Annotated in this window: 9 protein-coding genes; 2 read left to right on the top strand and 7 right to left on the bottom strand. The window is 72.3% G+C overall.

From position 1 onward, the window contains the following. Positions 1 to 28 precede the first annotated feature (28 nt). Positions 29 to 895, bottom strand: a complete 867-nt coding sequence (locus PUR26_RS34020; protein WP_443077259.1) for a ribonuclease BN — start codon at positions 893 to 895, stop codon at positions 29 to 31. A 484-nt stretch (positions 896 to 1,379) separates the two neighbouring features. Here PUR26_RS34020 and PUR26_RS34015 point away from each other — a divergent pair, with 484 nt between their 5' ends. Then, the gene (locus tag PUR26_RS34015) at positions 1,380 to 2,825 is read left to right on the top strand and encodes a 3-hydroxybutyrate oligomer hydrolase family protein (protein ID WP_329878687.1); all 1,446 of its coding nucleotides are present in this window, start codon (positions 1,380 to 1,382) and stop codon (positions 2,823 to 2,825) included. Here PUR26_RS34015 and PUR26_RS34010 read toward each other — a convergent pair. The 6 genes from PUR26_RS34010 to PUR26_RS33985 all read right to left on the bottom strand — a co-directional run bounded on the left by PUR26_RS34010 (position 2,812) and on the right by PUR26_RS33985 (position 11,204). Then, positions 2,812 to 3,876: a trypsin-like serine peptidase gene (locus PUR26_RS34010; protein WP_329878685.1), complete on the bottom strand. Its 1,065-nt coding sequence runs from the start codon at positions 3,874 to 3,876 to the stop codon at positions 2,812 to 2,814. The two genes, PUR26_RS34015 and PUR26_RS34010, sit on opposite strands and share 14 nt — an antisense overlap. Before the next feature lies 1 nt (position 3,877). Next, positions 3,878 to 5,011, bottom strand: coding sequence for a trypsin-like peptidase domain-containing protein (locus tag PUR26_RS34005; protein WP_329878684.1), 1,134 nt, complete (start codon positions 5,009 to 5,011; stop codon positions 3,878 to 3,880). Further along, entirely contained in the window at positions 5,008 to 7,953 is a 2,946-nt protein-coding gene (locus PUR26_RS34000; RefSeq protein WP_329878683.1) for an ATP-binding protein, read from the bottom strand. The genes PUR26_RS34005 and PUR26_RS34000 overlap by 4 nt, the downstream gene beginning before the upstream one ends. Beyond that, entirely contained in the window at positions 7,934 to 9,061 is a 1,128-nt protein-coding gene (locus PUR26_RS33995) for a hypothetical protein (protein WP_329878682.1), read from the bottom strand. Before PUR26_RS33995 ends, PUR26_RS34000 begins: the two co-directional genes overlap by 20 nt. 72 nt (positions 9,062 to 9,133) lie before the next feature. Continuing rightward, positions 9,134 to 10,177, bottom strand: coding sequence for a hypothetical protein (locus tag PUR26_RS33990; protein WP_329878681.1), 1,044 nt, complete (start codon positions 10,175 to 10,177; stop codon positions 9,134 to 9,136). 136 nt (positions 10,178 to 10,313) lie between these two features. Beyond that, positions 10,314 to 11,204 carry a DNA/RNA non-specific endonuclease gene (locus PUR26_RS33985; RefSeq protein ID WP_329878680.1) on the bottom strand — a complete coding sequence of 297 codons (891 nt, stop codon included), beginning with the start codon at positions 11,202 to 11,204 and terminating at the stop codon, positions 10,314 to 10,316. Between the two features lie 208 nt (positions 11,205 to 11,412). Between PUR26_RS33985 and PUR26_RS33980 the strand changes: the two genes are divergently transcribed. Beyond that, a complete protein-coding gene (locus PUR26_RS33980) occupies positions 11,413 to 12,261 on the top strand; it encodes a caspase family protein (RefSeq protein WP_329878679.1) in 849 nt (282 codons plus the stop codon). The last annotated feature ends 44 nt before the right edge of the window (positions 12,262 to 12,305 follow it).

The following is a 12,305-nucleotide window of genomic DNA, read 5'->3' as shown; positions in this document are numbered from 1 at the left end:
GGCGGCCGGGTGAGGAAGACCGCGACCGTCACCGACGCCCGGGCAGCCGGCTGCCGAGCCGTCCGAGCACGCGCGCCAGGTGCCAGCGCTCCTCGTACATCAGCCGGCCTGCCATCGCGCCGCCGAAGACGACGAATCCGACCCCGACGAGCCACGACTGGACCACCAGCATGGTGCCCACCGGGCCGTACGCCACGGCGTTCGACGCGATCAGCGGCGAGAACACCAGACGGGAGAAGACCCGCAGCCCGATCAGCCCGGCCACGGTCATCACTGCGCCGGGGAACAGGGCGCTCCAGGCCATCCGCCCGCCGAGCAGCAACCGCTGCGACCACCAGAAGAACAGCACCGCGCCCGCCGCGGCGATCGCGCCGCGCCACAGGATCCCGATCCCCGCGCCGGCGTCGAAGGCGAGGTGCGCCGACAGCAGCAGATAGGCGATGAGCATGGTGAGCCACACGAGGTGGCGCCACATCGTGTGCCAGCGGGCGGCCGGCAGCTCCCAGACCTTCTCATAGCCCGTCTGCACCACGCCCCCGAACGTCAGACCGAACACCGCCAGCGCCGCCAGACCGAAACCGGTCGTCGATTCGAGGGCCTGGCCCGGCGGGGCGAAGAGCAGCTCCACCTCGTCCACCGACGCCGTCTCCACCCCCAGGCCGTCGGAAAGCCACTGCGCGAACCCCTGGCCGTTCGCCGGATCGGCCGCCGCCACCACGATGAGCAGCGGTACCAGCGTCAGGAACCCGAGGGCGGCGAACCCCATCGCGCGATGCATCAGCTCCAATTGGTGGCCCCGCCGCCAGCCGCGCCCGGCGGCCGAGCCGTGGAACGCGCCGTGCCACCGTCTGATCCACCGTTCCCGGCCCACGGCGCCGGAAGACTTGTCGGGCATGCACCTCGCATACCCCGGGAGGGCGTACGGGGGCACGGGCGGCGCGGGGGAGGCCCCGAATGGACGCTTCCGGCCCACCGGACCCCGGCGCCGCGCCGGCCCCCGCGCGGGGACCTGGGCACTCCCGGCCCGCCCGCCGCCGCTCCTCCGCCGCCCGCGGGACCCCTGCCGAGCGGACGGACCCCGGCGACACCGCCTCGGGCACGCCGGGGCACCCGCCCCCGGGCCCCCTTCCGTCTGACGGGTCCGTGCGCCGGTCACCGCCCGTCCCGCCCTCCGGGCGGCCTAAGCCGCCGCGTGGACACGCCTTAGCAGCCGCCTCCCGTACCGCGCAACCCCTCGGCCGCGGACGGGAGTTGATCGGAGTGTGGTGTCCATGGCCATATTCCCGCTCCGGGCCTCGCCCGTACGGTCCCGGTCCGGGGACCTTCGCCGGCCCATCGGCGGGGCCCCACGGCAGCCGCACGCCATCCAGGAGCCCCTCATGCCATCGCGCCCGTCGCCCGTCACGGCCACCTCGCGCCTGCTCACCTTCCTCATGGCCCTCCTCGCGCTCATGGCGGGGGCCGCCCCGAGCGGGGCCGCGGGTGCTTCCCCGCAGGTCGATCCGGGCACGGGCGCCCCCGCCCGGTCCACGTCCGCCGCCGTGCCTCCGCGCGTGCCCGGCGCCGCCCACCAGCGGGCGGCGCGCCTCGCCGAGCTGACGACCGCGGGGACCGTCCGGACCGGTCACACCGACCCGGCGGACTGGGCCGGTCTCACCCCCAAGGACCTCGCCGTCCCCACCGGGGTTCCCGGCATCCAGATCGACGGCTACTTCCCCGACAGCTCCACCACCAACACCAACCACGGCTGGAACCACGACGCCCAGTTCGTGATCCGGCTTCCCGACCGGTGGAACGGCGGCCTGGTCGTCTCCGGCACGCCCGGCAACCGCGAGCAGTACGCCAACGACCGGGCCATCGGCGACTGGGTCCTCGCCCGCGGGTACGCGTTCGCCACCACCGACAAGGGCAACACCGGCATCGCCTTCCACCGCGACGGCCGCGCACCGGGCGACGCCATCGCCGAGTGGAACAGCCGCCTCACCCAGCTCACCCGTGCCGCCCGCGCCGTGACCGCCCAGCGCTACCACCGCCCACCGGTGCGCACCCTGGTGACCGGCATGTCCAACGGCGGCTACCTCGTGCGCTGGCAGCTGGAGAACCATCCCGAGCTGTACGACGGCGGAGTCGACTGGGAGGGCACCCTCTGGCGCTCCGCAGGACCCAACCCGCTCACCTCGCTTCCTCTCGCCCTGCGTCACTACCCGGCCCACGCCGCCGGCGGACCGGACGCCGAGGACGCCACGGCCGCCCTCCACGCCGCCGGGTTCCCGGCGGGATCGGAATTCCTCTGGCCCTACCACCACCGGGTCTACTGGGACCTGACGCAGCGTATCTACCGGGAGGAGCTGGACCCGGACTTCGACGGCGCGGCCGAGGCGGGCACCCCGTACTGCGCCCCGGGGGCACCGGCCTGTGACGCGGACTACGCGTACGCGGCCCGGCCGAGCGGGACACACGACGCGGTGGAGCGGATCGAGCTCACGGGCCGGATCGGAAAGCCGCTGATCACGGTGCACGGCACCCTCGACGTGCTGCTGCCCATCGGCGAGGACTCCGATGTGTACGCGCGCATGGTGCGCGAGGCGGGGCGCGGCGGCCTGCACCGCTACTACCGGATCGAGGACGGCACCCACACCGACTCGCTCGTCGACGTCTTCCCCGGCCGGCTGCGCCCCCTCGTGCCCTGTCACCGCTCCGCCTTCACCGCCCTGGAGGACTGGCTGACCGACGGGCCTCGCCCGCCGGCCGGTCACACCGTCGTCAGACCGGCCGGTGCCGGCCCGGCGGAACTGCTCGACCACTGCTCCCTCACACGAAGTTGACCCCGGCGCCGCTCAGCAGGGGATCGTCCACCAACTGCCACAGCGGTACCGCGTAGTTGCCCGTCCGGTAGCGGCCCCCGAAGTGGAGCCCCAGGACCCGGTGGTCGGTCAGGTCGAAGACCGGCGAGCCGCTGTTGCCGCCGAGCGTGGAGCAGTCGTGCCGCATGACGTTCTGCTCCGCCAGCAGCTCGGTGGCGGTACCCGGCTGGAGGCGCTTGACGTTGTAGATGTCCATGAAGATCCGCCGCATCGACTCCGGTTCGTTGCGGCGGCCGTCCCACGCCGGGTAGCCGACGCAGTACACCGGGCGGCCGGGGAGGTCGGCGGGCGCGTCGCCGGCCACGGCCAGCGGCGTGGGCAGGGAGCCCGCCCCGTCGGACGGCGCGACCCGCAGCAGGGCCATGTCGACCTCGGAGTGGATGCCCAGCACCTCGGTGACCTCGAAGGCGGGCCCGCCGTTCTGTTCCACGGCGCCGTACTCCTCGGCCATGTCGAGCCGGGCGGACATGCCCTGCTGGAAGAAGTACCTCTCACCGTCTCCTCCGGCGAACTCCATGGCCACATGCCGGTTCGTCATGATGACGTCCTGGCCGACCAGGAAACCGGTGCCGATCCAGTCGAGGTTCACGTGGCCCGACACCTCGACCCGGCCGACGCGCGCGGTCGAGGCGCGGATCGACTCCCGGTGCCCGTCGAGCACCGCCCAGTCGCCCTCCTGGGACGCGAAGTCGTTGCCCCGGACGAGAATGGCCGGCCTGCCTTCGAGCAGGACGATCGCCTCCATGCCGAAGGACTCGTCATCGGTGATCTCGTCCGCACGCCCCTCGGCGAGCTTCTCCAGTCCGTCCGCGCCGGCTGCGAGGATCCGGTCGCGCTCCTGCCCGGCGAACTGCCCTATCTCCTCGGCGGGCTCCTGGTCCGGCGGGAGATCCTGGGACGACTCGGGGACTTCCCGCCCCAGTCCCGCCCGGACGCGCCGGGCGACCCCTTCCAGGTCCGAGAAGACCTGTTCGACGTCCGTCGCCACCGGTGACCCGTTCCGACGCCTCATGTCAACCTCCTCCATCGCGCTGTGCCGCCTCGATCTCCGCGTGGACACCGGGGCTGATGGCCGCCAGATGACGCATGACGGCGGTCATCTGGGTACCGACGTTCACGAAGGCCGTCGTCCTGCCCTGGAACATCACGTCCTCCACGCGCCGCGTCCCCCTGTGGAGCGCCACCACCTTCCAGTCGTCGGTGAGGACGGGCGACCCCGAGGACCCGCCCCGCGTATCGGTGAAATAGCGCAGATCGTGCTCGTCCGCCTCGTAGACGAGGTTGTTGCGCAGCGCGACCCGCTTCGGCTGTCCCCCCGGGTGCTGGATGATGTTGACGGGGACGACGTCGCCCCGGGCGACCGTGAGCGCCCTCGTCGCCAGTCTCAGCACCGGCCGGGACGGTGCGGCGGTCAGCCGGAGGACCGCGTAGTCCAGATCCGGGTCCGCCGCCACGAGTTCACCCACGGTGGCCTCCTCGGACTCGACGTCGTCCGTGTCGTAGTCGAACCTGGCACGCGCGTGCCGCGCCTGGAGAAGCAGATCGTCCTCGGCCGCGCGGGGGCGCCCGTCGCCCGTGCCGCTCCGGGCGTTGACCACGTGGTGGTTGGTGACGATGAGGTCGGGGGCGATCAGCCAGCCTGTCCCCGAGTGCGGGTAGCCGTTCGGCTGGAGCGGCGCGCCTCCTTCGTACGGCGGGACCTTGATCCGCGCGACCGCCGTACCGGCCAGCTCACCGCCCCTCAGGAACCCGAACGGGACCGTGTCGTCCCGGTGGACGATCTGCTCCTTCATCTCGGGGGTGCCGGCCCCCGAGAGCGCGTCCGGTTCCCCGCCCGCCTTCCTGGCCACGTCGTCCAGGGCACGCTGGAGCACGGCGAGCGCCGCCGCCTCGGTCGTCTCGGCCACCGCGTTGCGCAGCCAGATCTCCAGCGGTACGGAACCGTCCACGAGCCGCTCGACCCGGTTCATCTCGCCGAGGTCCGACTGCACCTGCCGGCCGGGGGCCGCGAGCAACGGCAGCGTGCCGCGGTACCTGGGCATGATCCCGTCGAACAGCAGCGGCCGGACCGACGGGTCGGCCAGCCCGCTCTCCAGCGCCGCGCCCGCCACCCGGCGCAGTTCCTCGCTCGACAGATACGCGGTCATGGCGTTCCCCGTCCGTCGCTGTCGGCCCGAGCGCCGGACCGCGCCCGTGCCCGGCCGGCGGAGCCCAGCCCCATCGCCGCCGCCACCCCGGCGACGATCAGGCCGCTCCCGTCGCGCACCGACAGCAGCCGCCGCGCCAGCTGGTCGAGGTTGCCCTGCTCGCGCGCCAGCCGCAGGATCTCGGTGATGCTGGACGGCGCCGTACCGCCCCGGGGCGGCACGGCGGCGTCACCCAGCAGCGGCATCAGCACCGGCATCAGACCGGGCTCCCCCCGCACCGCGCGGCGGATCGCCGAGCCGAGGATGTCGGGAACCTCCTCGTCGTCGGGCAGGCCCACCAGATCGAGGACGTGATCGAGCGCGTGGGAGTCCATCGTGTAGATCTGCGACGCGACCGCTCGTACGAGTACGGGCTGGTCGGCCAGGACGGCGTCGGGCAGCCGCCGCAGCCGCTGGGCGAGCCGGCCGTCGGCGTCGTCGTCCCCGTCGCCGCCGGCCGCCAGCCGGGTCCTGGCCAGCAGGGCCCCCATGGCCTCCAGCTCCTGACCGAGCCCCACCGCGATGTCCTCGGCCACGCGCAGATCGCGATCGGCGCTCTCCCGGTCGCCCGCCTCCTCCGCCAGCCGGGCGGAGAGGAGCAGCAGTTCCAGCCGGCGTTCCCCGCACCCGGCGGCCTCCACGCCGCTGAGAGCCTTCGACACCGTCTCACGGGCCTGGTCGGGCCGCCCCAACCGGTTCAGTGTCTCCGCCAGCAGCGCGTGCAGGGGGCTGCACGGCGTCCAGGGCCGGCGCTCGCCCAGTTTGATGACCGCGTTCTGGGTGTGACCCTGGGCGAGCAGGTCCTCGACCACCTGGGCGGCGATCCGCTCCCAGTCCTCCTGATCGGCCCCCGCCATCACCCGGTCCTGGGCGCCGAGCCCGAGCTTCGCCGTCAGCAGACCGGCCGCCCTGGGCCCCATGTCCTCCTGCGCCCCGGTGAGGAACAGCTCGACCCCCGGCAGCCACCGCTCCTCCACCGCACGTGGGTTCTCGTCGAGCCGCAGCCGGTGGTAGATCTCCTCGGCACGCGCCTCCACCCCCTCCCGGGCGGCGTAGTAGGCGATCGCGCGCTGCTCCACGTCGCGGGTCAGGGCGTTGCGGTCGGTGCCCGTGAGCCGCAGCATGATGGCCCGGACGTCCGGCCGGTGCCGCAGCGCCTCGGCACCGGCCGGCTCGACCAGGTCGAGCCGGGAGAGCTCGTGGAACAACGTCCGGGCGTCGTCCATGGTCTCCACCCGCAGCCCGCAGGGCTCGGCCAGGACGTCCTTGATGATCTCCGGGGTGATGACGCGCAGCACGAGCCCCGGATGGGCCAGGCGGCGCACCTCCTCGTGGGCGATGTGATTGAGGATCCGGTCGTACAGGATGCCCTGGACCAGCATCTGGTCCACGCGGTGGAAGAAGTGCCGCCGCCGGGCGGGCAGGCTGCTGATCAGGTCGCCCATCCGGTCGGTGTCGCCGCCGGCGAGGGCGGCCGCGCGGGCCGCGAGCTTCAGGCTGAGCGGGTGTCCGCCGACCCGGTCCGCCAGCGCCCGCGCCACGCCGTGATCCGTGACCCCGCACGCCTCCAGCAGACCGACGGCCGCCTCCGGGTCGAGGTCGCGCAGTTCCATGCCCAGCGGTGCCATGGTCTGCGAGGGGTGCCCGACCGGTGCCCGCCCGGAGACCACCAGGCGCATCGGCGGGTATATCGCCTGCCAGGTGTTGATGATGGCCCAGATCCGGCCGAGCACCGGCGACCCGCGGTACTGCGCCGCCTCGAACGAGTCCAGGGCCAGCAGGAACGGCGGATCCTGCTGGCCCGCCCCGGCCAGCGCCCGTACCAGGACGTCCGCGATCCTGCGGATGAGGCCGGTCTCCCGCTCGGTGGCCGCCCGCTGGAACTCCTGCGACGAACTGCGCCCCAGGACGGCCCGGGTGGTGGCGAGCCGGTGCAGCTGGGTCACCCGTTCCTGCCCCTCGCGCTGGCTGCCCGCGGCCTGCTGACCCTCGTCGCCGAGCGCGTCGAACTCCGCACGGTGCGAGGGGTACTGGACGCCCAGCTGACGGGCCACCTCCACGATGAGCGTGATCGGTTCGTGCACGGAGAGCGTGGGGCGCTCGAAGTCGATGTAGGCGAACGGGAACCCGGGTGTGGAGTGCTGGGCGCTGTCGAGGATGAACTTGGCCAGCAGGGTGCTCTTTCCCATCCCGCCCGGACCGTAGATGATCAGCGGCGCACCCGGCGAGCGCCGCCCGCCCGGGTCGACGGTGTGCTCTGCCCGGAGGCCCGCGGCGGTTCCCGCCGGCAGTCCGAGGAGGGAGCGCAGCTCGCCGAGTTCCCGGGTGCGCCCCGTGAACGACTCCTGAACGAGACGTTCGAGGGGTTCCAGCAGCCTCGCCCGCTCCAGGGTGTGCTGGAGCTCCTCCAGGTCGGGAAGTCCCGTCATGCCCGGCACGTGGGTGAGCCACAGCACCGCCTGGAGGCTGTCGGCCAGCTCGTCGGCGCTCTGTGCCCGGGCGGGCCGCGCCTTGCCGGACAGGTAGGCCAGGCAGCTCTGCTCGGGCCCCGGTTCGTCCGGGAGCTGGTCGACGTTGCACTCCAGGGCGCGCCGGGCGGCCTGCGGATCCGCCAGCCCCCGCAGGGCCGCCTCGCGTACGTCGGTCTTGAGCGACCACAGGGCGGCGCCCTCCACCCCGCCGCTCGTGCAGTCGTCGAGCAGTTCGAGTACGGCGTTCCCGTTCGGCCGGGCCTCGCCCGGCAGCCGGAGGGTCTGGGGGTCGAAGCGGGTGAGCAGACAGGCCGCCTCCCGGTAGGCGCGGCGGGCGTCGGACACGGCGGGCGTGTGCTCCTCCGCGCCGTGCAGCTCCCGGCGGAGCCGGGCGGCGAAGACCTCCCGCAGATCAGAGGGACCGGTAGACACGGATCGCCCCCTCCGTCGCCGTGCAGACCTTCCGCATGTAGCTCTCACCGCTGTCCTCGCCGGCGCTCGCGGCGCGCAGCACCTCCTCGACGGCCACCTCGACCAGGTCGGCGATGGCGGCCTCCGTCGCCTCGCCCGCGTCGGCGAGGGCGGCGGGAGGCGATTCGTGGAAGTACTGGTCGAAGAAGCACCGCAGATCGGCGGCCTCGGCGACCCGGGCCGTGTCCCGGCACAGGCTCCCCCGCACGTCGTAGGGGAGTTGCCGCATCGCCGGCCCGTATCCGAGCAGAACCAGCCGGGGCACCTGGTCGCCGCGCACGGAGGCGTGTTCGTAGATGGCCAGGGAGAGCTTGCCGATGAAGTCCCACACGTCGGAGCTGGGGTCCAGCTTGTCGCACTCGTCGAAGACGATCCAGAAGCGGTCGTCCGCGGCGGTGGCGCGCCCGACGATCCAGTGGACGGCGTCGTCGATCGACGGCAGCAGGTCGTTGAGCTCCGTGGGGTTGAGCGGGGACACCCCGGCGTGCGGATCGGCGACGAACTCGGCCAGCCGCCGCAGCACCCTGACCGCGGTCGACGTCCGGGTCAGCGTCACCCGTGCCGGCCTGAAGCCGCTGTGCTGCCCGATGTGGCGGATGAGGTTGTACGTGTAGGACCTGCCGCTGCCCGGCGCCCCGTCGACCAGCAGGACCCACTTCTCGGGGTCCTCGACGAAACCGCGCAGCGTCTCGCGCAGGCTTTGCCGGTCGATGAAGACCTCGGTGCCGTTCTTCAGTACGCAGGTACGGAAGTTGTCCCGGGACAGATGGATGTGCTGGTCCTCGCGGAGGCGTTCGAGGAACTCATGGGCCTTGGCGACCTCGGGCCGGACGGACAGCCGGTCGTTGGACGCGATGACCTCGACGAGGCGGAGCTGGCGCTCGATCGTTCTACGTGAAGCTTGAACGAGTGCACGGGCGTTCTCCGAGCTCACCGCCGTCAACGGGAGTGCGGAGACGAACTCGGGCGGGAATTCGGCTGCGAGCTGGGTGTGCGGGTCGGTGGTGTCGAGAAGGTACTCGCGGACCCACCGGGTCACGAGGTCCCATTCCGGTTCTTTCAGAGGCATGCCACACCTCTTCGTGTGCCCCCGTCGGGGCAGCGTTCGTCTGTTGCCCCACTTGTCATGCTTCCACCCGGTTCAGGCTCGTGCAAGGCGGTCCATGAGCTCCCGGCAGGCATCGCTGACCTGTGGATTCATCAAGTACTGCGAGATGCCGTGGTGCGTCCTGCTGGTGTTCGCCACCAGCAGGTCCGTGACGCGGTCGGCCGGGGCGTACTCGGGACGCAGGGTGTGGTCGAGCGCCACCAGGTCCCGTACGTCCGAGACGTTGCGCCAGGCGCGCACGCCGGGCGGCACCGCCGGCGGCCGGGCCAGGTGGTCCTGCACCTCCGTGATGGCCAGCGGGGAGCCGACGGTGACGAACAGCTCCACGTCACGCTCCAGTTCCCGCAGGACCTCGTACGCCACGATGGAGCCGAGGCTGTGGCCCACCACAATGAGGGAAGCGCCCCGCGCCTCCTCGATCTCCGCCGTGACCAGGTCCCGGATCGGCTGCCCCGCCCCGGTGAAGAAGTACGCGTGGACGTCCTTGAAGGTGTGTCTGACGAGGGCCCTGAACAGCGCCTTGCGGGCCACCGGGGGCAGCGGCAGGACCTCCGGCAGGGGCTCCGTCGCGAAGTCCCCGTCCGCCGGCCCGTGGCCCGCGGTCCCGTCCCGCCCGTTCCGTGTCCCGCCGCCGGTCCGGGGACCGCCACCGGTCCCCGTGTCGACCCCGGTCCCGGCTTCGCTCTCGGCCAGCAGGTCGCCGAAGTACGTCATCTCGCTCAGCCAGTCGCCGAGCGGGTCGTCCGGTCCGCCGGCCCCGGGCAGCTCCTGGCCGATGCCCCCCGACGCGTACGGCGTCTCGCCGAGGGTGCGCGCCACGAACTCCTGAGGCGGTTCGACGTCCTGGGGGAGCGGCTGCGGCGTCTCGGCGAGGCCGTCGAACGCGTCGGCACCGCCGTCGAGCGGGTCGACGGCGCGGTCCGGCAGGGGAGACGGATGGCGCAACGGGGCCCAGTACGCCATGCGGGTCGTCCCGCCCATGTCGCCGCCGAACAGGGCCAGGTCCCACTGCCGCTTGAGCAGCTCCCGGCGGATCTTGTTCCCGTTGCCGTGGACGTAGATCACCCTGGGTCCCATGGTGCCTCCCGCCGGCGCGAGAGCGCCGGTCACGCTCAGTATCGGTCGCGCGTGGCGCGGCCGCCATCCGGTGCCGGCCGGCGCCCGCGTCCGCCGGTCGGCCGCTCGGAACGGTGCCGGCCGGCACCCGGGACGGTCAGCTGCTCAGAACGGTGTCGGCGGGGGACTCCAGTCGCCTCCAGCGTGCCTCGGGCGCCCGGGCGGCGGGCATCAGATCCGCGTCCGGCAGCGGCCCGAGGTCGAGCGCCGTCAGCTCGGCGATGTCCGACACCGGGACCTGGAAGGTCCGGAAGGCGCCCAGTGGCGGCGGCTCTCCGGGCTTCGCGCCGGCGAAGGCCCGCTCGGCCTCCCGGGTGAGGTCGGGACTCTGGTCCAGGATGTACGCGGTAGAGGCGAGGGACCCGTTCTGGGCGAACGCCGCCACCTTCCAGAAGCGCAACGGCACCTGCACACCGCGGTACGGGGGGTCCGAGTCGTGCAGGACAGGTCCGGTCATCACCACCAGCTTGCGGTCGAACTGCGCGGCGTGGTCCAGCAGGTAGTTCTCCAGTCCCTGCCACACCTCCTTGCCCTGGTTGAACACATCCGCCTGCGGAGCCGAATTGGTGTAGTGGAACGTGTCGTCGTTGGCCCGGACCGCCTCGGGCCGCTCGCCCCACACCGGATCGAGGCGGCGGACCAGATGGCCCCGGTCCAGTGTGTTGTTCCGGTACAGCTCGTTCCCGGCCTGCTGGTCCTCCGGGAGCCGGGGGTCGAAACGCCAGTTGTCGTCGCGCGGCACGTCCTCCAGCAGCTGCCGGCCGTCGATGCAGACGGCGGTGGCGGCGGCCAGTCGCCGGTCGGGTCTGAGGACCACGGTGAAGTGGGTGTAGGGCAGGGTCACCGTCTGGACCTGGGGATCGACCGGCTTCGGAAGCGGCACCTCGTGCCCGAGGAAGCTCTCGTCGTACCCGTCGCGACCGCTCAGTGAGGCGCGGGAGGTGGCGGTGTCCGCTCCACCTGTCGGCGAAGAATCGGGTGAAATCATGACATTCTAGGTTCCCGTCGCGTGGCTCGTTCAGCGACACGGGCGCCTATGCCACCCGTTTGCCACCCGTTCGGTCGTGCGGGTGGCGGGGCGCCCGGACTTCCCGGCGGCAGGCCCGTTCAGGCGGTTGCGGGGGCGGCCGGATTCGGTGTGCGCAAGGCCGTGGAAGGCATCGGGACGACTAGGACGCCCCATGAGAGGAGTTCCCATGGCCACCGGCCTTTCCCTTCATATCGGACTCAACAAGGTCGATCCGAAGAAGTACGGCGGCTGGGACGGAGAGCTCGTCGCCTGCGAGAACGACGCCCATGACATGGCGCGGATCGCCCGCGCCGCCGGCTTCTCCGACACGACCCTGCTCACCGCCGACGGCACCGTGGAGAACGTCACCGGCGAGCTGCGCAAGGCCGCCGAGAGGCTGACCAGGGGTGACATCCTGCTCTTCAGCTACTCGGGCCACGGCGGCCAGGTGCCCAACAGGGTCGGTCCGGACAGCGAACCGGACGACATGGACGAGACGCTCGTTCTCTTCGACCGCGAGTTCCTCGACGACGAGCTGTACCGCGAGTTCGCCCGCTTCGCCGACGGTGTGCGGATCCTCGCCTTCCTCGACAGCTGCCACAGCGGAAGCGCCATCGAGGTGCGGGACCTGCTGAATCCCGAGGCCATGCGGGAGCAGTTCCAGACGGACGACCCGGACGAGATCGAGAACAAGGCGCGACTCATGCCGGTCGACAGGCAGCGGGAGATCTACGAGCGGGACAAGGACTTCTTCCAGCGGCTCCAGCGGGAACTCGCCGACGGCGGCGACCACGCCCGGGCGAACGCCGTGCTGATCTCCGCCTGCCAGGACAACCAGCTCGCCTCCGACGGTCCCGTCAACGGCAAGTTCACCGGCACCCTCATCGAGGTGTGGGGGGACGGAGCCTTTCAGGGCCCGTATCGGGCGTTCCACCGGGACATCCTGCGGCGCATGCCGCCCACCCAGAGTCCGAACCTCCATCTCGCGGGGCAGCCGCAGGAGGAGTTCCTCGAACAGCGTCCCTTCACGGTCTGAGCCGGCCGGGCCCGGCACTGCGGGCGCGCACGCCGGTCCTGCCG

The organism is Streptomyces sp. SP18CS02 (assembly GCF_036322365.1).
Lineage (GTDB): Bacteria > Actinomycetota > Actinomycetes > Streptomycetales > Streptomycetaceae > Streptomyces.
Note: the sequence above shows the minus strand (reverse complement) of the source record. Positions and strands in the feature narration are given on the sequence as shown.

What these genes read in the sequence shown, in the direction of transcription:
- PUR26_RS33990 (WP_329878681.1), bottom strand. Translation starts at nt 10,177, where the DNA reads ATGGGACCCAGGGTGATCTACGTCCACGGCAACGGGAACAAGATCCGC.
- PUR26_RS34015 (WP_329878687.1), top strand. Translation starts at nt 1,380, where the DNA reads ATGCCATCGCGCCCGTCGCCCGTCACGGCCACCTCGCGCCTGCTCACC.
- PUR26_RS33980 (WP_329878679.1), top strand. Translation starts at nt 11,413, where the DNA reads ATGGCCACCGGCCTTTCCCTTCATATCGGACTCAACAAGGTCGATCCG.
- PUR26_RS33995 (WP_329878682.1), bottom strand. Translation starts at nt 9,061, where the DNA reads ATGCCTCTGAAAGAACCGGAATGGGACCTCGTGACCCGGTGGGTCCGC.
- PUR26_RS34020 (WP_443077259.1), bottom strand. Translation starts at nt 895, where the DNA reads ATGCCCGACAAGTCTTCCGGCGCCGTGGGCCGGGAACGGTGGATCAGA.
- PUR26_RS34010 (WP_329878685.1), bottom strand. Translation starts at nt 3,876, where the DNA reads ATGAGGCGTCGGAACGGGTCACCGGTGGCGACGGACGTCGAACAGGTC.
- PUR26_RS34005 (WP_329878684.1), bottom strand. Translation starts at nt 5,011, where the DNA reads ATGACCGCGTATCTGTCGAGCGAGGAACTGCGCCGGGTGGCGGGCGCG.
- PUR26_RS33985 (WP_329878680.1), bottom strand. Translation starts at nt 11,204, where the DNA reads ATGATTTCACCCGATTCTTCGCCGACAGGTGGAGCGGACACCGCCACC.